The organism is Sorangium sp. So ce448, assembly GCF_051520915.1.
GTDB lineage: Bacteria > Myxococcota_A > Polyangia > Polyangiales > Polyangiaceae > Sorangium > Sorangium cellulosum_B.
Window position 1 is genome coordinate 10,965,316 of record NZ_CP150343.1, and the last position, 24,521, is coordinate 10,989,836.

Consider the following 24,521-nt stretch of genomic DNA (forward strand, 5'->3'; position numbering starts at 1 on the left):
CAATTGACGCGGGTCAAGCTCGCGAGTACGATGAGCCCACCATGCCGTCTGTCCACCTGACGCGCCATCTCTTCACCTTCTTCCCGCACCTCGAAGGTCAACACCTCCTCGTCGAGGCGTCGACGGCAGGCGAGGTCGTGGCGGCCCTGGAGAGGCTCGCGCCCGGCATCGGCTTCTACATCTGCGACGAGCGCGGCCGCTTGCGGACGCACGTCAACATCTTCGTCGGCAAGCAGATGATCCGCGACCGCAAGGGACTCACAGACGCGGTCGCTGCCGACGACGAGGTCCACATTCTGCAAGCGTTGAGCGGAGGGTGAAATGGCAAGCCGTATCCTGGTAGGCACGCGAAAAGGCACGTTTATCGTCGAGAAGAAGAACGGCTCGTGGAAGCCGCGCCTCGCGGGCCATGCCGGCGGCGGCGTCAACTATGTCGCGCGCGATCCCTACACGGGCAAGCTCTGGGCGCTGCTCGGCTTCGGCCACTGGGGGGCCAAGCTGTCCGTCTCGACGGATGAGGGCGAGACCTGGAACGACAACCCCGCCCAGATCAAGTATCCCGAGGGCGCTCGCTACATCGGCCAGGACATGTACGAAGACGCCGGCAGCGACTTCGGCGTCGGCATCAAGATCGTCACGCGCCCGGCCACGGTACAGAAGCTCTGGATCATCGGCTTCGGCCCGGGCGGCGCGGTCTACGTTGGCACCATTCCGGGTGGCCTGTTCGTCAGCCGCGACGGCGGCGGCTCCTTCGAGCTCAACCGGCCGCTCTGGAACCACGAGTCACGCGGCGGCGACCTGTTCACAGGCGAGGGCAAAGGCGAGACGAAATGGTTCGGCACGCCGGCCTCCGAGGGGGGCGAGTTCGCCCCCGGCATTCACTCCATCGTGGTGGACCCGCGTGACCCGAAGCGAATGCTCGTCGCCGTGTCCACGGCGGGCGTCATCGAAACAGCGGACGGTGGAGAGACCTGGCGACCGCGCAACAGCGGCATGCGGCTCGATCACACGCCCGAGCCAGACGCCGAGTGGGGCCACGATACGCATTACATCGAGCAATGCGAGGGCGCTCCCGACCATATCTGGCAGCAGAATCACGTTGGGATCTACTACAGCAGCGACGGCGCGAAGAGCTGGCGCAAGGTGAGCCGCCCGGAGCAAGGCGTGCATTTCGGCTTCCCCATCACAGCGGACGCGAAGGACGGACGCACGGCGTGGGTCGTCCCCGGGAAATCGGACATGCAGCGAATCACCGTCGACGGCGCGCTCTTCGTGGCTCGCACGAAGGACGGCGGCGAGACCTGGGAGCAACTCCGCAGGGGTTTGCCCCAGGAGCAAGCCTACGACGTCATCTACCGCCACGCGCTCGCCAACAAAGACGGCACTGTCGCGTTCGGCACCACCACGGGCAATCTCTACGTGAGCGATGACGGCGGAGAGGGCTGGACGACCGTCTCCAATAACCTGCCGCCGATCTATTCGGTACGCATGGCGTGATGGGTTGGTTGGCCAGGGAGAGCGGTGTACAGATAGCTCCGCGCAGAAGGCGGAGCTGTCCGCACTGCTGGAGCTGACCGGGGCGTCCGACCCGGCCCGACCGGGCGCGGGCGCTTCGGCCGGCCGCGGTTGAAAAAACTTCGCGGCCCCCGAACAGTTTCGGCCCCGGCGGCAGTCTTGGAGGGGAGAGGTCAAGACTGCCATGAAACTCTACGATTTCGCGTTTTCTCCCAACTGTCGCAAGGTCCGTGCCGTCGCCTACGAGCTCGGCGTCTCGTTCGAGCCGGTCCACGTCGACCTGTTTCAACGAGCCTCGCGCGCGCCCCAATTTCTCGAGCTGAACCCGAACGGGCGCGTCCCGGTGCTGGTGGACGACGACCTGGTGCTCTGGGAGTCGACCGCCATCATGCGTTACCTGGCCACAAAATGCGGCGGCGGCCTGGTGCCGGCCACGGCGCGCGCCCAGGCCGAGCTGGATCGCTGGCTGGCCTGGCAGCTCGCCCACCTCGGACCGGCCATGACCGCGGTCGCGTTCGAACGCATCGTGAAGCGCTTGACCGGCCAGGGGGCGCCCAGCGAGGCGGTCATCGCCGCCAGCAGCGCCGACTTCGCGCACCTCAGCAAGGTGCTCGACGGGGCGCTGTCCGGGCGCGACTACCTGGCCGGATCGCTCTCGCTCGCCGATTTCGCGCTCGCGTCGCACTACAGCCTGGCGCCGCTGTGCGGGCTCTCGCTGGCCGGGTTTCCGCACCTCGAGGCGTGGCTCACGCGCGTGCTCGGCCGCGATAGCATGCGCCGCGCCCTCGCCGACGCCCAGGCCGTGATGAGGCCCCATGCCGCCTAAAGACGACGCCACGTTCCTGCGATCGGTCGAGCCCCTGCGCGGCGCGATCCGCCTGCATTGCTACCGCATGCTCGGCTCCGCGCACGACGGCGACGACGTGGTGCAGGAGACCTGGCTGCGCGCCTGGCGCGCCAAGGACTCGCTGGAGGACGAGGCGCTGGTCAAGCCGTGGCTCTACCGCATCGCGACCAACGTCTGCCTGGACGAGCTGAAGCGCCGGCCGCGGCGCCTGTTTCCTACGGACGCGTTCCCCGCGACGGAGGACGCCCAGCCCCCGCTGCCGCGCGTCGAAGAGCCCGTCTGGCTGGAGCCGATGCCCAGCGCCTGGCTGGAAGGCGTCGAGGAGCGCGACCCCCAGGCGCGCTACGCGCTCAAGGAGAGCGTGGCCTTGGCCTTCGTGGCGGCCCTGCAATGCCTGTCCCCGCTGCAGCGCGCGACGCTGCTGCTGCGCGACGTTGTCGGGCTGTCGGCGGCGGAGACGGCGCAGGCGCTCGCCACGAGCGTGGAGACCGCGAACAGCGCGTTGTTCCGCGCCCGCAGCGCGATCGGCAGCAAGCTCGGCGGGGCGGAGCCGGTCGACATCGCGACGACCACGCAGGTGGATCCGCGTTTGCTCGAGCAGTACGTGCGCGCGTTCGAGGAGGCGAACCTGGACGCCCTGGTCGCGTTGTTCCACGAAGAGATGCGGACCACCATGCCGCCGGCGCCGACCTGGGTCTCCGGGCGCGCCGCCAACGAGCGCTTCTACCGGCGGATGTTCGGCAGCATCGTCCCTCGGCAATTCCTGCACTTGCGCATCGCCGCGAACGGACAACCGGCGCTGGCCTTCTATCGTCCCCGAGTCGCCGGCGCGCCACACACCCTGTCGGCGATTCAGCTCGTCACCACGCGCGACGGCGCGATCGCGACCGTCGACCATTTCATGCTGCCCGAGGTGTACCCGCTGTTCGGCGTGCCGTCGGAGCTGCCCAGCTCGTGAGCGAGCCCGCGCTGCTACCAGGCGCCGCGCGCTCACCGGCGAGCACGAGCGCCACGAACTCGGCCATCGCGGCGCGCAGCGCGGGCCCGTCGAGGGCGGCTCGCTGCGCGCGCCGCCGAGCCCTCGCAACATCACAGCATCGGCGCTGGCGCTTGCATCGATCCGCGGACCTGGCTACGTCATCGTCTCCGTGACTCCCGCCCCCTCGCCCTACGGTGTCCTAGGCCACCTCGACGTTCCCCTCGGCCTCGGCCTGCTCCGGCTGGCCACGGAGGGGCGCCCCTCGGAAGAGGACGCGATCGCCGTCATCCACGTTGCCCTCGATCGAGGCATACGCCTCCTCGACACCGCCGATTCTTACTGCCTCACCGACCGCGAGGCCCACTATGGAGAGCGCCTCGTCCGCAAGGCGCTCGACGCGTGGTCCGGCCCGCGCGACGACGTGCGCGTCATCACCAAGGCGGGCCTCACCCGACCCAAAGGGCGATGGGCCCCGAACGGCAGCCGCGACCACCTGCGCCGCACGGTCGAGGGCAGCCTGAAGGCGCTCGGCGTCTCGCGGAGTTTCATGCTCCTCCTCCACGTGACCGACCCCAGGACCCCCCTCGAAGAGAGCCTCGCCGCGCTCGCCGAGCTCCAGAAAGAGGGCCTCATCGAGCACCTCGGCCTCAGCAACACCTCCATCGCAGAGGTCCGCCAGGCCCAGCGGCACTTTCCGGTGCAGGCCATCCAGGAGGAGCTGAGCGTCCTCGATCGCGGCAGCGCGGCCCGAGGCCTCTTCGAGCTCGCCAGGCAAATGGGCATCCCGTTCCTCGCCCACCGGCCGCTCGGCGGACACGCCAAGGTCGATAACCTCCTCAAGAACCGCGCGATCAAGCCCATCGCCGCGCGGCACAGCGTCACGCCCCAGGAGGCGGCCCTCGCGGCCCTGCTCGATCTCGGCCCCCCGGTCCTTCCCCTGTTCGGGGCGACCAGGCGGGAGAGCGTCGAGTCCTGCTTGCGCGCGCTCCGGGTCCCGTTTGGCGAGCGCGATCGAGCCGACCTCTCGAAGACCAGCTTTGCGCCCGCGGCCGATGTGCTGGCCTCGGTCGCGCCGCCCGTGATCCCCGCCGGTCTGCGCAAGCTCGAGCCCGGAGAGGGCCCCGGCGATGCGCCCGAGGTGGTCGTGGTCATGGGAATTCAAGGGGCAGGCAAATCGTCGGAGGTCGCCCGCTACACGGCCAGCGGGTACGCGCGCCTGAACCGCGATGAGCTCGGCGGCACGCTCGACGGCGTGGTCAAGAAGCTCGGAGAGCTGCTCTCCTCGGGGCAGACGCGGGTGGTCCTCGACAATACGTACGGCACGCGCGCGTCGCGTTATGCGGTGCTCCGGATGGCGCACGCGCACGGCGTGCCGGTCCGGTGCCGGTACCTGGCCACGCCCATCAACGAGGCCTACGCGAACGTCGTCCTCCGCGTCCTCGAGCGCTACGGCAAGCTGCTCGGGCCGGAGGACATGAAGGCGCTCGGCAAGGAGGATCCCAACCTGCCGCCGCCGCAGGCGCTCTCGCGGTGGGCTGCGAATTTCGAGGCGCCGCACGTGGATGAGGGCTTCTCGGTGGTCGAGGAGATCCCGTTTGCCCGGCGCGTCGATCCGCTCTTCACGGGCAAGGGCCTGCTCCTCGACGTGGACGGTACGCTGCGAACGACAAAGAGCGGCGAGATCTACCCGCGCGACCCCGACGACGTCGAGCTCCTGCCCGGTCGGCGCGCGGCCCTGGAGCGCTGGGTCAACGACGGATACACGCTCTTCTTCGTGTCCAACCAGAGCGGCATCTCGAAAGGATCGGTGACCGAAGAGGCTGTCCTGGCCGCGTTCTCGCGGACGATCGAGCTCCTCGGCCTGCCCGTGGCCGAGGTCGTGTACTGCCCGCACCCCGCGTTTCCGGTCGGCTGCTTCTGCCGCAAGCCCCTGCCGGGGCTCGGGATAGCGCTGATCCAGCGCCACAAGCTCGCGCGCGAGCACCTGGTCATGGTCGGCGATATGGAAAGCGACCGGGAGTTCGCGCAAGCGCTCGGGGCGAAGTACATGACCGCCGAGGAGCTCTTCCCAGGCGAGTGAGCGCCCGTGATGAAGAGCGTGCGCCCGCTCGTCGACCTCCACCTCGAGCTTCTCGAAAAGGAGGAGGTGCCAGTTCAGGCCGCAAACGGCTCGACCAACGGGCAATTCTCCCAGGCGACGCGCCATCCGGCGAACTGCTCCGAGCCGGCGGCACTGAGCGAGCATCTCTATGACTATGAGCGACGCAACAACTTGCCGCGCGGTACATGCGGCTCGGCCCGGATGGCAACAAGCGATGAACCAGGGCGCACCGACGAGGAGCGCGAGGAGCCTCATGAACCCACGTAATGCAGCGAACATGCGGGTGCAGATGCCGCGCTGAGGGCCCACCATGGAGATTTCCCCCTTCGCCATCGAGATCCTCGCCCACCGTGGCATCGTCCGCAGCGAGGCGCGTCGTGCCGGACGCGAACAGCTGGAAAAATTGCTGCGTCTGCGCGGGCTTCCCACCCACGAGGCGCTGTTCGCCGCCGAGGCTGCGATCGGCGGCTTCGCCGGCTCGGATCGCGCGCGGGAGCCGCTGGAGCTCGCGAGCGGCGGTTCCTTCGGTCCCCCCTCGCGAGATTGGTGGGAGATCCTCCTCGGCCCAGCGGCGCTGCTGGAACGCAATATGACGAGGGCGCTGTCTCGCCCCGGCTGTTGGCCCATCGGGATCAGCGCGCCTTTCGCAGCATTCGCGGGGCTCGATCCGTACCTGGACGTCTCTCACGACCGCGCGGAACGCGCCCAGGGCATGGTCGATTTCTTCGTGGCCGAGGACGGCACCATCTCGGTCCGAGACTTCTCGAGGAAGGCGGGCGAGTTGCTGCTGCCCTATGCGGGGTCCCCGTGATCCTGGTCGAGAAGCTCGCGCGCTTCCTCGACATCGCGCAGCGCGGCCTCCACCACCTGCGCCTCGAAGCCCGCCCCCGCGCTGGCGCCCGGCTCGCGGAGGCGCTCGGCGCTCGGCTCGTGGGGGCCGCGAGTGACGCCTACCACACGGTCTGGGACGCCGAGGATCTCGTCCTCCTCGACGGGCACCCCTCGGGCGCCGCGCCGCGCCGGACCGGACGCTCGTCTTCGCCAGGTCGGTCGAGCGGCTCGCCCAGGCGGTCGAAGCGCTTGCTGGCGCGCCAGCGGTCGCGGCGATCGCCTGCGACGAGGTCACCGTGGCTCTCCGCGATCCGGGCGAAGCCCCCGCGCCGGCGAGCCGCGGGCTCGTGCCCGTCGGCCTGGACCGGCCCGAGCAACGGGGAGCGCTGCGCATCGAGCGCACCGCATCAGGCGTATCGCTCGTCCAGGAGCGCGACTTCGGCGGGCGTGTGCTCGAGCGCCACGAGCTCCCGCCGGCGGGCGACCGGCTCGCGCACACGCGATGGATGCTCGCCGCCGAGGGGTTCCGGGGCGTGCTCACGGACCGCGCGGTAAACGCCCTGCGCGCGCGGGGGGTGCTCCGGGATCCGCAGCGCACCGCCTCGCGCGCCCGCCTCGCGGAGCTGCTCGCGCCTCACGGCGTCGCGGCCGGCGAGCCGCTGCTCGCGTTCGAGCAGCACGCGGGCGGCCTCTGTGTCTCCCGCGACCAGGGCGAGCTCTACTGGCTGGGCCCTGCGCTCGAGATCGAGGGCAGCGTCCTGCCCCGCGACGGGCTGGTGCCGACCGGCGCCTTCTCCAAGGGCCTTTACTTCATGGCCACCGACGGTGCGATCGTCGCCGACGACGGGGTGGTGGAGCGCTTCGTCTTCGCCGATTCGTGGCACATCTTCCTGGAGCGGTTCGCCGTATGCGTTCTGTAGACCCCATCCTCGCGTGGTGCGCGCCGTCGCCGTAGATTCGCGGCGCGATGCGAGAGCAAGAGCGGCCTGCGAGGAAGGGTGGCTGGACCCAGCAGCGAGCGGAGGAAGCGGCGGTCGACGCCGAGGTCGCCGCCCGCGTGCACGTCGCCCGCAAGCGCGCCGCGGCGAAGCCACGTGCCACCGATGCCTCGGCCGAGTCGTCGACAAGGCGCCGGAAGCCACGCGTCGACCGCGCGAGCATCGACGAGGCGTCGCCAGCGCGCCAAAGCCGGCGAGCGGCGCGCCCGGCGGGCGGCAAGGTGGCGTCCGTGCCCGCCACATCGGACGGCGACGCTGAGCTGCGATCAGCTGGGCGCCGCGGCCGGCGCCCGGGGCCACGGACTGGCCGCGAGCCGCTGCCGAGCGTCGGCGTTCTCGAGGGTCTGCTTCCAGGACTTGGGAGCGAGCTCGATGATCCGCTCAGGCGGCCAGGTGGGCAGCAGGATCAGCACGTCGCGCAAGTAGGCCCAGGGCTCGATACCGTGCAGCGCACAGGAGGCGATGAGCGACACGATGGTGGCGTTCCACTCGGCACCGTCCTTGCTGCCCACGAAGATCCAGTTCTTCCTGCCCACGGCCTCACGGCGGAGCTCAAGCTCGCTCCGGTTGTTGTCCAGGCGGAGCCGACCATCCTCGAGGAAGCGATTGAGCGCGGTCCATTGGTTGAGCGCATAGCCGATGGCGCCAGCGATGGGGCTCCTCGGCAGGACGAGCAGGTCCTCTGTCTCAAGCCACACGCGGAAGGCCACGAGCACGGGCTCGGCATCCGTTCGGCGCTGCTCGGTTCGACGGCTCGGAGGCAGCTCCTTCGTCGCCTTGTCGATCGCGTAGAGCTTGCGAATGAAGCCGATGGCTACCGTCGCGCGCTCCCGGTCGGAGGTCATCGCCTCGAAGAACTTCCGCCGGCAATGCGCCCAGCAACCGACCTCGGTCACCTGCTCGGTGCGGAAGAGCTGCTCGTAGACATTCGAGGCGTCGGCCTGGACATAGCCCTTGTAGCCGCGAAGGAACTCCTTCGGGCCATCCTGGTTGTGGTGCGGCGTGAATCGGAACAGGACGTGCTCTCGGTCCGCCACCAAGACCCAGAAGTGGCCCCGCCGGCACTTGTCCTTTGCTTGCACGAGCACGCCGGTGGCATCGATGGCGATACAGTGCGCGTTCAGGGCGTCCTTGGCCATCGCCCCGACAAGGATCGCGAGCTTGTTGGCGCACGATTCGACCCAGCCGCACAGCGTCGAGCGCGAGAGGTGAAGGCCCCAGCGCTCGAACATCTTCTCCAGCCGGTGAAGCGGCAAGTGATCCGCGTACTTGCTCACCAGCACGTGCGCGAGCAAACCCGGACCGGCGAGGCTGCGCGGAACAGGGCTGTCGGGGACGTCGGCGATCGTGATGCCTTGCTCGGGCTCACCTTTGACCGCGAACTTCGGCCTCACGATCTGCAGCCGCACGAAGCTCGCGGGCCGCCACTCGAGCGTCTCCGATACCTCCTCGCCGATGCGGACAAGCGCGGTTGCGCGCTCGTCCTGCGCCTCCGGCGGCAACAGCTCGATCCGCTCGACCGGCAGATGCTCGGGCAGGCGTTGCCGCCCGTGCGGGCGGGCTTGACGCCCCTTGTCCCCGCTTCCGGAGGAGCCGTTCGGCGCCGCGCCATCGCGCCCGTCTGGCGAGCCGGTCGCGCCCGCGTCCGGCTGCGCACCGGCGCCCGCGAGCATCTGCAAGATCGCGTCGAAGGCGAGCTGCATCTGCGCTGGGTCGACGTGCTCGGCCTTCTGGCCGAAGATGTGCCGGCGAAACCGCTCCAGCTCGATGCTGGCGAGCTCGTAGAGCTTGCGGTACTCGTCCCGCTCGTGGGCAGCGCGTGCGAGCTTGTCCTTGAGCTCGCGAATCTGCTCTTCGACCGGCTTGCTCACGGCGCTGTAAGTACTCGTGAGCTCCTGCTTTTTGAAGGGGCTTGTTGAGGAAAATTTCCGCCGCTCGATGCAATGCAACCGTGGGTGCTACCCGGGAGCGTGCGAAGCTGTCAGGTGGGATCAGAGCGCCGGAGGCGATGCGGTCTCGGCGAACGGGACCGCTCTCCGCAACTTCGAAGGCGCAAGGGCGATGCCTTCAAGGATCTTCGCGAGCTCGGCGGCGTCGATGATGACGCTCGTGGCTCCCGGAGTGACGGCACGCGGGGCTCGGAATGCCCCGCGCTCAAGCCTTTTGTAAAGTAGACAGTACCCGCTGCGGTCCCACCAAAGGGCCTTGCAGCGGTCGGCCGCCCGGTTGAAAAAGAGGAACAGGGCTCCGGAGAGCGGGTCCTGTCGCAGCACCTCGCGCACGACGGCAGCGAGACCATCGAACGAGCGCCGCAGATCGAGCGGCTCGGTGGCAACGTAGATCGAGACGCGGCCAGGGATCATCGCGCCCCCCCGAGCGCACGAACAACGCGCGCCAGCGTAACCTCGTCGAACGACGGCGGGACGCGGACGACCGCGCCGTCGGGCAGGACGACCTCAAGCGGTGCGCCCGAGGAGAGCGCCGTCGCCTCCGGGGAGGCTACCACCACCGGGAGGAATGAAGGCAGCTTCGCCGCGTCTGGGCGCTGCCGGCACTCGCTCCGCTTCATCCCCAGTCGGCGGCTCCAGGAGTAGAGCGTCCCGGCGTTGACGCCCTCCTGCTCCGCGAACACGCGGGCTGAGTGCCCGCTCTTGTGCCAGCGCGTCACTCGATCGCGCCAGGTGCTTCTGCTTTCGTCCATCGACACCTCCGGCGCAGGGTTTTACGCAGCGTTTGGGCCTCAGGACAGCATGCAGGTCGCCGAACGGATACGTTCGCCCTTGGGCACGAGGCGGACGTGATCCCGGGGTGGCCAGCCCGCCATTGCGCGAGCCTCTCCGAGGACGTTGGGCGAGGCGCTGGCGCGGGCCCTTGGCGTCCCGCGCGCGCCCGAACTCAGCGACCGGACGCAGTCGTTCTGGACAAGCGACGACCTGGTGATCTGGTCGACGCCCGCCTACCTCGAGTTCTGCGTGTCCCCCTGTATCCTCTACGCGGACGAACCTGCGGTGATCGAACAGGCGCTCGCATGGATCCAGGCGAACCATCCTGAGCTGAGCATCGAGCGGAGCGAGGCCTCGCGCTGATCGAGCGCCGGCACCGGCAGCCCACCCTGCTCCGGGTGCCCTGCCCGCTCCGGCTGGTGCTGCGTTTGCGCCGCTGGCCCCATTGTGGATTGAGGCGCTTGGGGCAGACGCGCGCAGCGCCGCGGCGCTCCTGCGGCGCTGCTGGGGGATGCATGGATAAGTTGTCGATACAGCGTCTCTTTTCCAGGAGAGATGTGGAACGCGTGCGTTTTTTCTATGTCAACCAACGCGTGCAGCGTGGCTATACGGTGGGACCGGTGATGCCGCGGGCCCTTCACCGCGGGCGAGGCGGCGGCGGAGGGCGCCCCGTTGAGCCACACCGGAGCCGCCCTCCGCGGCGGAACAGGCGGAAACGATAGGAATCGCTATCGTTTCCGGCGATCGCTCGTCATCGGCCGGTTGTTCTGGCGGGATTCCTGACAGGCGGAACCAACGCTGGGAGCCCGTTGACCCTTGCGAGCTGGGTCGAGGCGGAGTCGTGTTCCGCTCAAGAGTCCGAGCCCGATGGGAACACCGGCGCGGCGCACGCGTCGTTCGGCGAGAGGGCGCGCGCCCCGGGCGACGGAAACGGCATCGGCGGTATCCTCCAGGACAAACATCGGCTGGCGTGGCGAGGGCGGCGCTCCAGGCGCGCCTTGCTCTGGCGCCCACGCAGACACGCCTAGGCTCTCGCGCTCGGCGCTTGCTGGCTCGGCCCCGCCGGCGCATCTCTTCACACCTGGCGTGCCGCCAGACGTGGGGCCGGGCGCAGGAGCAGCGCTACGTCGCCACCGCCCGCGTGCTTCGCGGCGGGTGCGATCCGTGACCATGAAAGGGGTGGCTCTACGTCGGCGTTTCCAGGAGCAACGGCGTCACACCCGCCAGACGCGCCACGTTCGCGAACGCGCGATCCGCGGTCACGATGTGCAAGTCCGGTTCTCGCGGCTTCAGGTCAAGGGCCACGCGCAAGTGCAGGCAGTCCAGCGTTCGCAATCCGAGGCGTTGCCGCAGGGCGTACTCCTCGAGCAGATGGATGCATGGATCGACAAACTTCTGCCGAAGTGGTTCAATACGAAATTTACCCAGGGACGAGATATCGTAAGAAAACTGCTTCACAACAAGCTGATATCCTTCGAACGTCAGATTTCCATCCCGCACCCTTGCTGCCAACGCGGAACGGATCTCCACCAAGGCGAGGCTGGACACGTAAAATCGATTCGCAGGAACGCGCAGCAGCGCGTCGATCTGCCGCCCAATGGGATCGCCCTCGTAATGATAGATAAGCGCATTAGTATCGAGAAGATATGCACCCATAATCTTCCCTCACTCACCTTCTTTTTTCGGCACGGCGCGCGTCCCTGCGAGGACGCGGCGTACCGCCTCCAGGCCTGGAGGCGGTTCAGGCGTCGCGCCCAAAGGCACTTCGGGGACCCCCACACGCTCCTGATATTCAGCCCACCCCTCTCTCACCTTTTCGATAAGAGCATCAATATCGGGCGGCTTCTCGAGGTAGGCCGCCGCATGGAGGTTCAGCGCCTGGATGGCGTCGTCCTTGCCGCCATGGCCAGTCAGGATGACGACTCGCGTCTCTGGTCTCCTGTTGTGGATGAGGCGGAGCAGCTCTATCCCGTCGCGCTGCGGCATGCGCAAATCCAGGATAACAACCGGGTGCAGCTCTCTCTCGAAGCTGTCCCAGCCCTCCTCGCCGTCCCCAGCTTGATCGACAGTCATCCCCTCGCGCTCGAGCGCGCGAACGACGTGCCTCCGAATATCGACCTCGTCCTCGACGACGAGCACTCTCGGTTCACCCACGGTCTTCTCCCTCTGCCCGGCGAAGCTGGATCTCGATGGTCGTCCCTCGCCCTATCGACGTTTCCTTGATGCGCAAAGTCCCCTTCATGCGCGCCACGAGGTTATAACAGAAGTACAGGCCAAGGCCCATACCACCACTCTTCTTGGTGGTGAAGAATGGGTCGAGCGCCTGTTCACGAACCGCCTCCGACATCCCGGCTCCGGTGTCGCTGACATCGATCCTCACCTCATCCCCCTCCTGCTCAGCCGAGATGCGGATCTTCTTGACCTGGGCCTCGGCGAGCGCGTCCCGCGCATTGCTGATGAGGCTGCTGAGCACCTGCTGCAGCGCCACGCGACTGCCCAGAACACGAACGCCGCGCGTATGCTCGACGAGCACCTGGATGCCCCGGAGGCCAAGCTGCGCGTCGAACAGCAGCCGGGCGGCGTCGATCGCGGCGTCGAGTTCGACGATCTCGTCCGTGGCCACCTCGTCGGTGGCCGCGTCGCGGAGGAGCGTGATGACCTTGTCTAGGCGCACGATGCCTTCGTCGATGTCCGCGAGATCCGCATCGACGTTCGACGTGATGCCCTTCTTCATGTCCAAACGGGCGTTCTGCGCGGCCAAGCGGATGAGCGAGAGGGGCTGGCGCAGTTCGTGGGCGATGCCGGTCGCCATGATGTTCAGCGCCGCGATGTTGCGCATCCGGAGCAGCTCTGCGTCGCGCATCTGCCGCTCCTTCTGGAGCGATTGCAGGCGCTTCTCCATCTGCACCCGCGGCATCTTGTAGAGCTGCCCGAGTTGCTCAAGATACCCTGCCGCACGATCGAGATCTCCCAGACCTTTGTAGCAATCGGCCATGCCCTTCAGCGCGTCGAGATCGCTCCTCGTCCGGGAGAGCACCTTAGAAAAGCTCTGGATCGCGCCCCTGTAATCCTCTCTTCCCAGGTGGACGCGCCCAAGCCCGACCAGCGCCGGTAGACTCCGCGGGTCGTGCTTGAGCACGGCCTGGAATTTGGTCTCCGCGTCATCGTACCGCTTGAGCTCCAGGTAGAGCTTGGCGAGGTCGATCGCGATGGGGCCCGGCTTCCGCTCATGTCGCGCAGCCCAGGCGAGGTGCTCGAGGGCGCGCTCGAGATCGTTCAACTCCCGGTAACACAGCGCAAGCTCATACCGATGGCGGATTTCGCTCCAACCGGGCTGCGCTTTACGGCGATGAGGGTAGGTCGCGAGGCTCTCCTCCAGATGCGCAGCCGCCTGCTCCCATGCTCCGCCCGCGCGGTCGACCAGTCCGAGGACGTAGAGCCCACGAGCCCGCTCCTCCTTGCTGGGCAGCCCAGCCAATCGTTGAGCGTACGAGGCCGCCTCTTCCAGGCGCCCGAGCTCCAGCAACGCGATTCCCGCACCGTAGAGCGCCCGACCGAACCCTGGCTGTGCATCCAGCGCCTCTTCGAAGCGCCGGATCGATCGGTCAAAATCGCGCAGGTGCAGGTAGCACCAACCCAGCCCCGCGTTGGCGTCGGCTCGAGCCTTCGGTATCGACGCGATGCTTTCGTAGATCCCGATGGCTTCCTTAACGCGGAGTTGCTGGAAGAGATCCCCGGCGATCTGAAGGAGGGCCAGCGGATCGACGTCGCCGGACTCAGCAAGAGGCGCTTCGGGCGCTTTTTTGTTGGGACGCGCTCCGCCGGCATCGAGCGCGAGATTCTTGTCGACGCGGGGGCCGCGTTGTTTGACCCGGGCGTGAACCCGCTGGAGCGCGATGGAGACCTCGGTCGAGCTCGTGATCAGTCGGCCGTCCACCCAGAGGCGCGTCCCCTCCGGCACGTCGGCGCCGGGCGTGGATGCTGCATTCCGGGCGGAGTCCGTAGTCTCGGCGTCCATGCCCAAGAAGATACACGGTATGCCGCCTCGTCCAGGAACTGTTCCGCCTCGTCCAGGAACCAAGGGGCGGCGCTCTGTCCGAGCGTCCGCCCTCGCCTTGCTCCGCCTCGACGCTGGCGCAGGATCTGGATGCCGGCCGCTCTGCGCTCGCCCGGGGTGAGTCTCGGCGGCGGTACGGTTGGTGTCGGGCACCTCGCAACGTTCACGGCTCTTCCCACGAGGGCTCGACGGCCGGCCGCTCGCGCTCGATGATGCGCCCGCTCCCCTCCTCCTGCCGGTCGCGGAACGGCGTCGACGCCGGCGGGAAGTCGCGGAGGCCGCGGCGGGCGGTGTAGTCGTAGCGGAGGAAGACCAGCCCCGAGACGCGCGGCGAGGCGCGCGGCGAGGCCTCGGCCGGGCTCGGGAGGTCGAACAGGAACGTCCCCTCCGCGCCGAGCGAGACGCGGTGTCCGCGGGCGAGCCAGCTCCAGAACGTGAGCCCCGCGGTGAACGCGTCGCGCAGGAAGGCCTCGTCGCGCGTCTCGTTCACCGGACGGTAGCTCGCGAGCCAGCCGAGCTGGATCCACGGCCACAGCCCCCGGCCGGGGAGCAGGTCCAGGTCGAGCGTCGCGTCGATGCGGTCGAGCGCCGACGGCACCGGGCTCAGGCGCAGCGACGTGCCCGCCGTGACGAGCGCGTCGACGAACGGCCGGTACCGCAGGCGCGCCCCGAGCGAGGCCTGCGTGTCGTGCCTGGCGCCGTACGGCGTGTAGACGTCCTTGTCGGCGCCGACGAAGCCCCGCAGCGACTCGTCCACCATGAGCCACGTGAAGCCCGCCCACGGCGAGAGCGTGAGCTCGCCGAGCGGGATGGACCAGAACGCGCTCGCGCTCGCCCTGGCGCCCATGGCCTCGCTGGCGTCCGGCTGGAACACGACGCGGCCGCTCAGCGAACCGCCGGGAACCCAGCCGCTCGAGCTCATGTCGAAGCGCGCCTCCGCGCCGAAGCTCTCCGGCCCGTCGCGCAGGCGGCCGAACCCCGCGGCCGCGATCCAGGCGCGCCGCTCGATCAGCTCGCGGTGCACGTCGAGGCCGAGCTCGAGGAAGCGGACCGGAAGACGGGCGTCCTCCTCGGCGAGCTCGCTGTCGACGAGGCGCGCGTAGCCGCCGACGGAGAGCGGCCCCGGGTCCGGGTCCTCTCCCACCGGGGGCGCCGGACGAAGCAGCTCGTCCGCGGGCGCGATCGGCGCGGGCAGCGGCGGCGGCGCGGGCGGCGGCACGCGGGGTCGGGGCGCGCCGTTCGCGACGGCGAGCTCGACGCGGAGCAGCGCCCGGCCGCCGGGCGAGGCGACGCGCAGCACATGCGGGCCCTCGGGGAGGACGGCGACGCGGGACTCGACCTCGCCGCCGAGCCAGAAGAACGGCTCGCGCGTGACGCCGAGGCGGCGCGCGGCGCGGTCCTCGGAGGCGTCGAGCGCGAGGGTGCCCTCCTCCACCGCGCCGCCGCCGGACTCGCCGCCGACACCGTCGAGCGGCGCCACCGAGAAGCGCAGCTGGCCGGAGGGCGTGGCCGCGGCGACCTCGGGATGGCAAGCCGGATCCCCGCCGTCCGCGGGCGCGGCGCGCGCGCGGGGCGACGCGCACTCGTAGGCGGCGCGGGCGCGGATGCGCACGACGGTCGGGCCGACGAACGCGAGCTCCAGGGGGCGCGCGGGGTCGATGTCGTTCCATGTCGACAGGACGCGGCCCGAGAAGGGCTGCGCCGCGCCGGCCGCTGTCGCGCGGATCCAGCCGAGGACGCTCCGGTCCGCCGGAGGCCGCGCCTCGATGCGGTGGCTGCCCCGCGGCACCTGCACGACGCAGCGGTCGGCCATCGGCGCGGACGCCGCGGAGCACGCGACCGGCTCGCCGTCGAGCGCGATCGAGAACGCGCAGGGGGTCTCCTCGCGGTCGAGCGCCCGGCAGACGCCGTCGAGCACGATCGCGCCCGGCGCGGCGCGGTCGAGCCGGAACTCGGCGCGCGCGCCGTCGGTGATGAGGAGCGACGCCTCCGGCGCATCGACGAGCGCGCGCCGCACCCGCACGCGGAGCGGCAGATCGCGATCGGCCCTGGCCCGGATCTCGAGCGTGGCCGTGCCGGCCGTGGCGTCGGCGCGCGGCGGCACGGTCCAGCCGGTCACCGGGGCCAGCCGCGCGAGGGCGGCCGGCGGGAGCTGGACGGGCGGCGGCGCGGCGCCGGCGGGAGGAGCGACGGCCGGGCTCTGCGCGGCGTTCCCGGAGGCTGCGGGCGCGGCGCCTTGCTGACCGGAGGAGGCCTCGCGGGCGGCCTCCTGCACGGCGAGCTCGGCGAGCACGAGGGCGCGCAGCGTGAGCCGTCGATCGGGCGCCGGGGCGGCGGAGGCCACGTCGGTGGCCAGGTTCGACGCACGGGCGAGCGCCGCCGCGGACCGGTGGGCGAGCCCGATCCGTGTGAAGGCGTCGGCGGCGACCTGCACCTCGCTGGAGCGCTCGGCGAGGAGGCCGAGCAGCAGCGCGTCCGCGCCCGAGCTGTCGCCCGCGGGACCTGCGAGCAGCGCGACGCCGCGCCGCGGGTCGACGCCGGCGCGCGCGCCGCGCGCGCCAGCGAGGGGCGCGCGGTCGTCGGGCAGCGGGAGCGGCGGCACGCGCGCGGGCAGGCCGAGCGGGACCGCCACCGGGCTGCCCGGCGGCAGGGTGAAGACGGTGCTCGGGGGCGCGCCCGCGGTCGACGCGCCGGGCAGGTGCGCGGCGTCCCAGGGATCCTCCTCGGCGGGGCGGTCGAGCGCGGCGAGCGCCGGGAAGCCGAGGGCGTCGAGCGCCCCGGCGCGCTCCGCGTGGAGCGCGGCGCGGGCGGGCGAGGGCGCGGCGCGGAGGGCGCGCGTGGCGCCGCGGATCTGCTCGAGCGTGCCGTCGACGGGCGCGCCGTCCGGCGGGCGCACCGGCGTGACGGCGCGCGAGGCGCCGGGCGCGGCGGGGTGCAGGCGCACCGAGGCGCGGAGCAGCGTCGGCGCGTCGGTCTCGACGCGCAGCTCGTGCGCGCCGGCGGGGACCGGGACCTCGATCGAGCCCGTGGCGCCGGCGCGCACCCAGGCCTCGTGGACGGCGGCGCCAGCGCGCACGCGGAGCACACGCGCGGGGCCGTCGGCGGGGGGCGGCGCGCCTCGCGCTCCGGGCGCCGGCGCCGCTGCTCCGGACGCGGGCGCTGCGGCGCCCGGAGCTCCAGGCGCCGGCGCAGCGACGCCTTGCGCTCCGGACACCAGCGCCGCCTCGCCCACCACGGCGGGCGGCGCGAGGACGACGCGGGCCAGCGTGGCGCGCTCCGGGTCGGGGAGCGCGAAGGTCGCGGAGCCGTCGACCCAGGCCCACTGCACGATCTCGCGCAGCGACGCGCACGGCGCGCGCCCGCTGCGCGGGATGCGCGCGAGCACCGGCGGAGCGCCCGCCGGCCGCTGGAACGTGCGCGCCCCGGGCGCCACGGCGACGACCGACGTGAGCCCGGCGCCCCCGTGCACCGCGGTCGGCGCGCCGTCGATGAGCACCGGCGACTCGGGGACCACCTGGCTCGAGGCGCTCCGCAGGAGCACCCGCGCGTGGGCCCCCGGCGGCGCTTCGACGTCGATCTGCGCGCGCGCGGCGTCGAGGAGCGTCCAGCGGAGCCCGGACGCCGCGTCCACCTCGCAGACGCCCTCCGCGGCGGCGCGCCCCGGTGCGCCGCCTCCCGCCGGCGGCAGCACGTCGCGAGGCGGCGCGATCGCGCTCCACGCGGCCACGCCGTCGGGGATGTCGAGCGCGTCCCACGGGGCCTCGCGCGCCCAGGCGGTGCGCGCGAGCGGCGCCGCGCTCTCGACGTCGCCATGGCCGAGCGCGTAACGCTCCGCGAGCGGCGCCCCCGCTGGCCGGCGGCCATCGCGCGGCGGCGACATCGCCGCGCCCAGCGCGGACACGGCCGCGACGTCGTCCGGGTGCGCGCGGCCTCCGGCGGGCTCGCGCGGCGCCGCGGCCCCGGGCTGAGCGGGCACGGGTCCAGCACGCCAGGACCAGGGCGCGTCCGCGGCGCCCGGGTCCGCGTGCGCCGCGGCGAGGCGCGCGAGGATGGCGCGCTGGAGCGACGTGGCGCCCGCCGCCGCGCGGCCCTGCGCCGCCGCATCACCTTTCGCCGCGGCCGACGCCTGCGCCGCCGTGTAGGCCTGCGCCGCGCGCGCGAACGCCGCGCCGGAGGAGGGCGCCCACCGCACCGACTCGGCGAGGACGAGCGCCCGGAGCGGCAGCGGCACGGCCGGCCGCGCGGCGAGGTCGAGCGCGGCCTTCGCGGCGTCCGGCGCGGCGGCCCGGTCTGCGGCGGCGAGGAGCCGCGGCGCCTCGGCGTGGACCGGCGCGCGATCGCCGTCGCCGGCCAGATCGCGTCGCGCCGCGCGATCGAGCAGGCCGGCGCGGTCGCGCTGCGGCGCGAGGAGCTCGGCGACGCTGGAGCGTTGCTGGTAGCCGCTGGCGGCGACGGCGAGCTCCCCCTCGACGACGTCGACGGTCGCCGCGCGCGCATCGACCGGCAGCGGCACCCGGATCCACCGTGGCTCGCTCCAGCGCGCGGCGTCCGCGAGGCGCGACCCGGTGCGAACGACGAGCTCCCGGACGACGGCGCCGCCAGCGCGCACAACGACGCGCGTGGTCCCGTAGGTGCGCGCCCGGAGCGCGATGCGCAGCACGTCCGCGCCGGGCGCGCGGAGCTCGAGCCGCGCCCCGGCGCCGAGCGAGCGCCATGGCGTGGCGCGCTCGACGGCCGGGAGATCGGGGCCTTCGCGCCCTCCGCGCAGCTCGACGCCGCGCGCCGCGAAGTACGGCTCGACGAGCGGCCGGACGAGCAGCGACTCCTCGAGATAGCGCGCGGTGAGCCATGCGGCCGCGGCCGGGTCGAGGCGCGCGGCGGCCGGGTCGAGGCGCGCGGAGGGCGCGCCCGTCGCCGCCGGTGCGGAGAGCGCCGCGCGCGCGGCGTCGACCCAGCGGAGCAGCGCCCCCGCCTCGCCCGGCGCGGTGGCCGGCGCGGGCGCGCGGCCGCCGAGCCATGCGGCGACGTCCTCGTCGAGGCGGTACCAGGCCAGCGGCGCGCTCTCCCGTGCGGCGACCCGCACGGCGACCGGCGTGCTCCCGGCGCCGCGCGCGCCGGCCGCGCGCACGACGACGAAGCGCGCGCTCGACCACGCCGGCACCGCGACGTCGCGCGCGCCGGCCCTGGCGGGAGGCAGCGGCATCCAGGTGATCACATCGGGCACGCTCCCGATGCCGGAGCCGAGGCCGATCCCCGCGACGTCGCCGCGCACCTCCAGCCGGTCGCCTGGCTCCACGGGCACGAGGAGCAGCTGCCCCGCGGCGAGCGCGACGGGCGCGGTGGGGTCGACCGCGGCGGGCGCGGCGCGCGCCTCGTCCGGAGCGGGGGCACCCTGCTGCGGGCCGTTGCTCCACGGCACGACGCCGGCGCTGCCGGGCGCCACCCAGACGAGCGGCTCAGCGGCGGCGGCTTCGCGTGCCCCCGGGACGCCGTGGGCGACGCCGAAGGCGAGCACGAGCGCCGCGGCGAGCAGCGCGCGGCGGGCGGCGGCCCCGGGGAAGGCGTCGAGATCCACGGCGATTACCCTTGCACCATGCCCACTTACGCCCCGCGCCGTGACCTACCGGGCTACCCGATTTCCGGGTTCGAGCGCAAGCGTGCAATCGGCGAGGGGCCTGCGTTGCCGGGCACCGGTCCGACCGCCCGCAGGACACCGGAAACGCTCCCGGCCGACCGGTCCTACCGCTCCGGTGCACCGGAAACGGTTCCTGAAAGCCATCGAGTCGACGGCACCACAGGCCTCGGCGCCGCCGTCGTGTCGCCGCCCTACTCGCCCCGCGCGCAGCGGAACCCGTAGAAAGACAGCGTCCTCTCCGGCAGCTCGCCGATACGGTACGTCGGGCTGAGCGTCTCCTCGGTGTGCGAGAACGCCCCTCCGCGGGAGCCCCTTCCGAATCCTCCATCGGTGAGCGCCGCGCAGTTGATGCACGTCGCCGTCAGATCGGCGTGATAATCGAGGACCCATTCGAACAAACTGCCCGCCAGGTCGGCGTGTCCCCATTTCCCGTCGCCCGCAGGGGATTTCGACCCGACGGACGGGATCGGGCACACCGTCGTCGTGGAGTCGCAGCCGAACACCGCCAGATCCTGGCTCGGGGCCTCGTCTCCCCACGGATAGGCGCGCTGCTCGCTCCCCCCGACCGCGGCGTAGTTCCACTCCGCCTCCGTGGGCAGCCGGCCCTCGTCCCATGCGCAGAACGCGAACGCGAGATACCAGCTCACGCAGTTGATCGGCGCCGCCTCGTTACCGGCGGGCTCATCGGTCCACGTCCGGAAGTTGGCGTCGCATTGCAGCGAGGCCCGCAATTCGTCCTGCCCCGCGGGCAAGCTCGCATCCCACGCCGGGTCCCAGCCGCTGCCCTCGATGAGCGGATGAGCGCCCGCCCCCGCCTTCGGCTTTGTCGCCGGGTACCCCGCGACGAACTGCCGGAACCGGCCCACCGTCGCCTCGAAGCGATCGAGCTGGAAATCGGCGACCGTGGCCGGATAACGCGCGTCGTTCAGGCGGTTGAACTGGCCGCCCACCACCACGCCCTCCGTGGGCTCCACGTCAGGGATGCACGCGCTCGCCGCGACCAGCGGGATCACCATCGCTGAGAGAGCCCTGAAGGACACCACGCGTCTTGTCTCGCCCGTTCGCATCAGAAGCTCCCGGAGATGCTGGCGCCGGCGCCGGACGGCGCGATCCACGGGAGCGCGACGGCCGCCGGCGCCTCTTCGCCGCCCGACCGGACGATCCCATAGGCCGCCACCCCCACCGCGACGAGCCCCGCGGCGCCCAGGCCGACGAAGAGGCCGAAATCGCGGTTCTTGCGCGCATTGTCGGCCGCGAAGTCATAGCCGGGGTCGCAGTACGTCCCGCCGGCGACATCGCGGCAGTTCTCGCCCAATGCGCTGATCGCGGAGAGATCGTCGATCAGGAACCCGACCGACGCGCCGGCGAGGGCGATCCCGGCGGCTCCGGAGATCCAGGCCCAGGTCGGGGTGCCCCCGCCTCGCGCTTCGTTCGCCTTGGTGGACGGCGTCGCGGCGCTGGCCGCGGCCGCGGCCGCGGGTCGCAGCGTGAGCTCGACCGTCGTCGTCTCGCCCTCCGCGAGCGTGATCGCGCGGGTCTCTGCCTGGTGCCCGGGGGCGCTCGCGCGGATCTCGTGCGGGCCGGGATCGACCGGCAGGGGCTCTCCGAGCGCGGCCGCCGGGAGCGCCGTGCCGTCGCGCAGCACCTCCATGCCGGCGGGCGCGCCCTTGACCACGATCACGAGCTTCGGCACGCGCGGCTCGAGGGCCGCGATCCCCTTGTTCGCGACCTCCTCCAGGCTTCGCCGCCGCTGCTCCCCGGCCGTCTCGCGGTTCAGGACGAGGGCCCGATGGTAGTCATGCCAGGCCGTCGCGAGCTTGCCCTCGCGCTCGCGGCAACGCGCGATGTTGATCTGGGTGCTCGCCGAGGGGTTGAGCGCGAGGCTCGCCTCGAACTTCGGGCACCCCGCCGCGTCGTCCCCCTTGTCGACGAGCGCGCGCGCGGCCTTGAAGAGCGCCTCCGCGGCCACCGGGTCGCGCGCCGGCCCCTGCGCGTGCGCCGCCGCGCCGCCGAGCGCGACCGCGACAGCAGACGCGAGGCCGGCGAAGGCGCGCGCGCGGCTGGCGCCACGACGGGTGTCCGCGAGGCGAAGGATGGGCACCGCAACAAGGCATTTCCCGAGCGGGCTCGTCGTCGTTTCCGCCATGTGTGCTCGTTCCGCTGCAGCGAGCCACGGGGGCGCGCGGGGAGACCCTACAACAAAAAGGGCCGCACGACCAACCCATCAGTGAGCATGCGCATGGTTCGGCTTGACGAGGAGAGCCCCTTCCGATGCGATCCGCACCGCTCGACGTAGCTCCCACGTAGCTGTGCGGCGCGCGGTGCGTGCACACTGAGGTGGGGCGGACTTCGGCAGCTGCGACCATGGCGACAACGGAGGCGTGCGCGAGTCGGCACTGCGCCATTTCGTTCCCGTCGGCGATAAACGCTTTCAGATAACCCACTTGGCTGCGCACCTGCATGGATTACCGGGCGTTCGAAGGTCAGCGCTCCCTCGAGCTGAAGCGGATCATCGTTCTCCAGCAATGCCCCGACGCTCCGTCGCGACCTCCCAGAACGTTGCGCGCGTCGGGTCACCGCCACGACCGCGAGCACGCCGTGCGGGATCATCACCCGCCGGAAGAACGCCTGGCCATCCGCTGCGAGCAGCTGCCGGCCGAGTGGTCAGCCGACGCGGTTGCTCTCGGCAGGCCGGTCGCACGCCCTTGAGCCAGGCGCCGGCTCGGTTTGACTTCGGCGACACCGCACCGGCACGAGCCGCTGGCGCCGCCCGCTTCCCGTGGGCTGCTCAGCCCCGAGAACCGCTGGCCCGCGGGACTCATGTGCTGTAGGCTCTGCCACAAGGGCGCCGGAGATGATCACCCGCATCGAGATAGACGGGTTCAAGTCTTTTCAGGGCTTCGCCCTCGATCTCGAGCCGTTCTCCGTTCTGATCGGCCCGAACGGAGCCGGAAAATCGAACCTGCTCGACGCGCTGTCGCTGCTTGCGCGGCTCGCGGGCAGCCCGCTCGCCGCAGCCGTCGGAGAGGGGAGAGGGCGCATCCGCGAGCAGTTCCGTCGCCGGGACGAAGAGCCGACCACGACGGTCGCACGCGGATTCGGCGCCCTCGCCAGCATGGCGCTCGCGATCGAGGTGATCCTGCCGCGTTCCGCGGTGAGGGTCGGCCTGCGCGACGTACCGCTCCAGGCGACGCGGCTCCGTTATGAGGTGAACATCGAGCTTCAGCAGCTCAGCTCCATGAGAGAGCGTCTGACGGTCGTTCGCGAGGTGCTGCGGTCGATGACGTCGGATGAGGATACATGGCTGAGGCGCCATCCCGCCTTTGCGTCGCGCCTACGCCATGGAGATGGCGGCGCGCTCGTGGAGTACGAGCAGGATCTGACCGTGGCCGATCCGAGCGCGTCCCAGTTCTCGATGACAGCGACCGTGCAGTACGTTCCCGAGGCAACGTTTCTCTCGGAGCCGGAGATGCAGGCTCGCTCGCCGCACCTGCGCGCCGTCGCCGAGGAGCTCAGCGGCCTGCGCGTCCTGCACCTGGAAGCCCAACGGATCCGCGAGCCGAGCGAGCCTGGCGCACCAGCGAGGCTCTCAACGGACGGCGCCAACCTGGCGGCTACGCTGGCGGCGCAGAGCCCCGGCGCGATCGCCGAGATCCGGGCGGACGTCGCGAGCCTCGTACCTGGAGTCCGCACCTTCGAGGTCGTCGTCGAGGGCGACACGCTCGTCGTGCAGATGGAAACGTCCGATGGCCAGCGCCTCCCCTCGCGTGTCCTCTCCGACGGGACGCTGCGCATCCTGGCGCTCTCGACAGCGCTCCGCGCAGACGCCTCGAGCGCGTTGATCGCGATCGAAGAGCCGGAGAACGGGCTCCACCCTGCGCGCGTAAGGACGCTCATCGAGCGGATCCTGGAGGCGACGCAGCGCCCCGTCGCCAGCGACACCGAATCGGCTGCCGCTGGCACGGCGCAGGTGCTGATCACCAGCCACTCTCCAGTCGTCCTCGCGGCCCTGATGGATCACCCAGAGTGCATCATGGCGCTCGACCTGGTGCGGCTGGGCAGCGGGCTCCGGCATACACGGGTACGCAGGGTTGCGCCTGTGGGTGTCATCGATCGCGAACGGTATATCTCAACAGCAGAGCTCCGGCGCATCCTGGAGACAGCCAGCCCCGCGGAGCTCGCGGAGGCATGACGTATCTGTGTGCAGGGCTCTTCGCCGAGGGAAAAACCGACTATGCGTTGCTACTGCCGCTCCTCGATCAGCTGATCCCCGCGCTCGCCGCCAAGGTGCTTCCCGAGGTTCCCATGATCGGCCCGAGCGTGGGCATCGACGCCCCGGCCCGCACGTCACGGCGGCGCGACGTCCGGATCGCGGCTTCCATTCGCGCGTACTGGGATCAATGTACGCTCTTCGTCATCCACTCGGATGGATCGGGCGATTCCGAGCGGACACAGCGCGAGCAGATCGAGCCGGGGCTGGAGCTGGCCCGGACAGAGTTTGCCGATCTGGCGGCCGCAGCGTGCGTTCCTGTGCGCGAGATCGAGGCATGGCTCCTCGTCGACGCGCTGCCGTTCCAGAAGCTGCTGCCGCCGATGTCGCCGCTTCTGTTACCGGCGGATCCAGAGAGCGTGCTCGATCCAAAGCGTGCGCTGGAAGAGGTCCTCACGGCGAGCGGCGGCGGTCGCCTCTGCGGCGCCGATCTCTACGATTTCTTCGGCGCCAACATCGACCCTCGGACGCTACGCCGACTGCCTGCGTTCCGCCGGTTCGAGGAGCAGCTCGCCGAGGCGATTCTCGCGGCTGCGCGGCCTCGAGCCGCGCACGCCTGATCGAG

21 protein-coding genes are annotated in these 24,521 nt (G+C 71.2%); 11 read left to right on the forward strand and 10 right to left on the reverse strand.

Annotation, left to right across the window (positions count from 1 at the left end; all coding sequences use genetic code 11):
- Window positions 1-41: 41 nt before the first annotated feature.
- From WMF45_RS41445 to WMF45_RS41475, 7 genes are all read left to right on the forward strand, one after another.
- A complete protein-coding gene (locus WMF45_RS41445; protein WP_437545718.1) occupies window positions 42-320 on the forward strand; it encodes a MoaD/ThiS family protein in 279 nt (92 codons plus the stop codon).
- A gap of 1 nt (window position 321) precedes the next feature.
- Window positions 322-1,497: a WD40/YVTN/BNR-like repeat-containing protein gene (locus WMF45_RS41450; RefSeq protein ID WP_437711758.1), complete on the forward strand. Its 1,176-nt coding sequence runs from the start codon at window positions 322-324 to the stop codon at window positions 1,495-1,497.
- Window positions 1,498-1,699: 202 nt separating this feature from the next.
- Window positions 1,700-2,341: a glutathione S-transferase family protein gene (locus WMF45_RS41455; RefSeq protein WP_437711760.1), complete on the forward strand. Its 642-nt coding sequence runs from the start codon at window positions 1,700-1,702 to the stop codon at window positions 2,339-2,341.
- On the forward strand, window positions 2,331-3,320 hold the full coding sequence (locus WMF45_RS41460) for an RNA polymerase subunit sigma-70 (protein WP_437711762.1): 990 nt from the start codon (window positions 2,331-2,333) through the stop codon (window positions 3,318-3,320). The genes WMF45_RS41455 and WMF45_RS41460 overlap by 11 nt, the downstream gene beginning before the upstream one ends.
- Before the next feature lie 190 nt (window positions 3,321-3,510).
- Window positions 3,511-5,421 carry an aldo/keto reductase gene (locus tag WMF45_RS41465; RefSeq protein ID WP_437711764.1) on the forward strand — a complete coding sequence of 637 codons (1,911 nt, stop codon included), beginning with the start codon at window positions 3,511-3,513 and terminating at the stop codon, window positions 5,419-5,421.
- 6 nt (window positions 5,422-5,427) lie between these two features.
- A complete protein-coding gene (locus tag WMF45_RS41470) occupies window positions 5,428-5,709 on the forward strand; it encodes a hypothetical protein (protein WP_437711766.1) in 282 nt (93 codons plus the stop codon).
- A gap of 43 nt (window positions 5,710-5,752) precedes the next feature.
- Window positions 5,753-6,253 (forward strand): hypothetical protein, encoded by a 501-nt coding sequence (locus WMF45_RS41475; protein ID WP_437711768.1) that lies wholly within the window; start codon window positions 5,753-5,755, stop codon window positions 6,251-6,253.
- Here WMF45_RS41475 and WMF45_RS41480 read toward each other — a convergent pair.
- Window positions 6,235-6,399, reverse strand: coding sequence for a hypothetical protein (locus WMF45_RS41480; protein WP_437711770.1), 165 nt, complete (start codon window positions 6,397-6,399; stop codon window positions 6,235-6,237). The two genes, WMF45_RS41475 and WMF45_RS41480, sit on opposite strands and share 19 nt — an antisense overlap.
- A gap of 170 nt (window positions 6,400-6,569) precedes the next feature.
- On the opposite strand from WMF45_RS41480, the gene WMF45_RS41485 reads away from it, so the two are divergent.
- On the forward strand, window positions 6,570-7,193 hold the full coding sequence (locus WMF45_RS41485; RefSeq protein WP_437711772.1) for a hypothetical protein: 624 nt from the start codon (window positions 6,570-6,572) through the stop codon (window positions 7,191-7,193).
- A gap of 344 nt (window positions 7,194-7,537) precedes the next feature.
- On the opposite strand, the gene tnpC is transcribed toward WMF45_RS41485, so the two are convergent.
- From tnpC to tnpA, 3 genes are read right to left on the reverse strand one after another with little or no spacing between them, the layout of a single operon-like run.
- Window positions 7,538-9,220, reverse strand: a complete 1,683-nt coding sequence (tnpC, locus tag WMF45_RS41490; protein WP_437709625.1) for an IS66 family transposase — start codon at window positions 9,218-9,220, stop codon at window positions 7,538-7,540.
- A gap of 42 nt (window positions 9,221-9,262) precedes the next feature.
- On the reverse strand, window positions 9,263-9,634 hold the full coding sequence (gene tnpB, locus WMF45_RS41495) for an IS66 family insertion sequence element accessory protein TnpB (protein WP_437709627.1): 372 nt from the start codon (window positions 9,632-9,634) through the stop codon (window positions 9,263-9,265).
- Entirely contained in the window at window positions 9,631-9,972 is a 342-nt protein-coding gene (gene tnpA / locus WMF45_RS41500) for an IS66 family insertion sequence element accessory protein TnpA (RefSeq protein WP_437709629.1), read from the reverse strand. Before tnpA ends, tnpB begins: the two co-directional genes overlap by 4 nt.
- Window positions 9,973-10,117: 145 nt before the next feature.
- On the opposite strand from tnpA, the gene WMF45_RS41505 reads away from it, so the two are divergent.
- Window positions 10,118-10,357, forward strand: a complete 240-nt coding sequence (locus tag WMF45_RS41505; RefSeq protein ID WP_437711774.1) for a hypothetical protein — start codon at window positions 10,118-10,120, stop codon at window positions 10,355-10,357.
- Between the two features lie 822 nt (window positions 10,358-11,179).
- On the opposite strand, the gene WMF45_RS41510 is transcribed toward WMF45_RS41505, so the two are convergent.
- The 6 genes from WMF45_RS41510 to WMF45_RS41535 all read right to left on the reverse strand — a co-directional run bounded on the left by WMF45_RS41510 (window position 11,180) and on the right by WMF45_RS41535 (window position 21,832).
- Complete coding sequence (locus WMF45_RS41510; RefSeq protein ID WP_437711775.1) at window positions 11,180-11,650, reverse strand: type II toxin-antitoxin system VapC family toxin; 471 nt, start codon at window positions 11,648-11,650, stop codon at window positions 11,180-11,182.
- Window positions 11,651-11,659: 9 nt separating this feature from the next.
- Window positions 11,660-12,148, reverse strand: coding sequence for a response regulator (locus WMF45_RS41515; RefSeq protein ID WP_437711777.1), 489 nt, complete (start codon window positions 12,146-12,148; stop codon window positions 11,660-11,662).
- Window positions 12,141-14,012: a tetratricopeptide repeat protein gene (locus tag WMF45_RS41520; RefSeq protein ID WP_437711779.1), complete on the reverse strand. Its 1,872-nt coding sequence runs from the start codon at window positions 14,010-14,012 to the stop codon at window positions 12,141-12,143. The genes WMF45_RS41515 and WMF45_RS41520 overlap by 8 nt, the downstream gene beginning before the upstream one ends.
- A gap of 202 nt (window positions 14,013-14,214) precedes the next feature.
- On the reverse strand, window positions 14,215-19,626 hold the full coding sequence (locus WMF45_RS41525) for a hypothetical protein (protein WP_437711781.1): 5,412 nt from the start codon (window positions 19,624-19,626) through the stop codon (window positions 14,215-14,217).
- 251 nt (window positions 19,627-19,877) lie between these two features.
- The gene (locus tag WMF45_RS41530; protein WP_437711783.1) at window positions 19,878-20,702 is read right to left on the reverse strand and encodes a formylglycine-generating enzyme family protein; all 825 of its coding nucleotides are present in this window, start codon (window positions 20,700-20,702) and stop codon (window positions 19,878-19,880) included.
- Between the two features lie 50 nt (window positions 20,703-20,752).
- A complete protein-coding gene (locus WMF45_RS41535; protein WP_437711785.1) occupies window positions 20,753-21,832 on the reverse strand; it encodes a PEGA domain-containing protein in 1,080 nt (359 codons plus the stop codon).
- A gap of 708 nt (window positions 21,833-22,540) precedes the next feature.
- On the opposite strand from WMF45_RS41535, the gene WMF45_RS41540 reads away from it, so the two are divergent.
- A complete protein-coding gene (locus WMF45_RS41540) occupies window positions 22,541-23,878 on the forward strand; it encodes an AAA family ATPase (RefSeq protein ID WP_437711787.1) in 1,338 nt (445 codons plus the stop codon).
- The gene (locus WMF45_RS41545; protein ID WP_437711789.1) at window positions 23,875-24,516 is read left to right on the forward strand and encodes a hypothetical protein; all 642 of its coding nucleotides are present in this window, start codon (window positions 23,875-23,877) and stop codon (window positions 24,514-24,516) included. The genes WMF45_RS41540 and WMF45_RS41545 overlap by 4 nt, the downstream gene beginning before the upstream one ends.
- Window positions 24,517-24,521 lie beyond the last annotated feature (5 nt).

Excerpts from the sequence above, each read along its gene's own strand:
- WMF45_RS41445 (WP_437545718.1), top strand. The coding sequence starts at position 42 with ATGCCGTCTGTCCACCTGACGCGCCATCTCTTCACCTTCTTCCCGCAC.
- WMF45_RS41450 (WP_437711758.1), top strand. The coding sequence starts at position 322 with ATGGCAAGCCGTATCCTGGTAGGCACGCGAAAAGGCACGTTTATCGTC.
- WMF45_RS41455 (WP_437711760.1), top strand. The coding sequence starts at position 1,700 with ATGAAACTCTACGATTTCGCGTTTTCTCCCAACTGTCGCAAGGTCCGT.
- WMF45_RS41460 (WP_437711762.1), top strand. The coding sequence starts at position 2,331 with ATGCCGCCTAAAGACGACGCCACGTTCCTGCGATCGGTCGAGCCCCTG.
- WMF45_RS41475 (WP_437711768.1), top strand. The coding sequence starts at position 5,753 with ATGGAGATTTCCCCCTTCGCCATCGAGATCCTCGCCCACCGTGGCATC.
- tnpB (WP_437709627.1), bottom strand. The coding sequence starts at position 9,634 with ATGATCCCTGGCCGCGTCTCGATCTACGTTGCCACCGAGCCGCTCGAT.
- tnpA (WP_437709629.1), bottom strand. The coding sequence starts at position 9,972 with ATGGACGAAAGCAGAAGCACCTGGCGCGATCGAGTGACGCGCTGGCAC.
- WMF45_RS41510 (WP_437711775.1), bottom strand. The coding sequence starts at position 11,650 with ATGGGTGCATATCTTCTCGATACTAATGCGCTTATCTATCATTACGAG.
- WMF45_RS41520 (WP_437711779.1), bottom strand. The coding sequence starts at position 14,012 with ATGGACGCCGAGACTACGGACTCCGCCCGGAATGCAGCATCCACGCCC.
- WMF45_RS41530 (WP_437711783.1), bottom strand. The coding sequence starts at position 20,702 with ATGGTGATCCCGCTGGTCGCGGCGAGCGCGTGCATCCCTGACGTGGAG.
- WMF45_RS41535 (WP_437711785.1), bottom strand. The coding sequence starts at position 21,832 with ATGGCGGAAACGACGACGAGCCCGCTCGGGAAATGCCTTGTTGCGGTG.
- WMF45_RS41540 (WP_437711787.1), top strand. The coding sequence starts at position 22,541 with ATGATCACCCGCATCGAGATAGACGGGTTCAAGTCTTTTCAGGGCTTC.
- WMF45_RS41545 (WP_437711789.1), top strand. The coding sequence starts at position 23,875 with ATGACGTATCTGTGTGCAGGGCTCTTCGCCGAGGGAAAAACCGACTAT.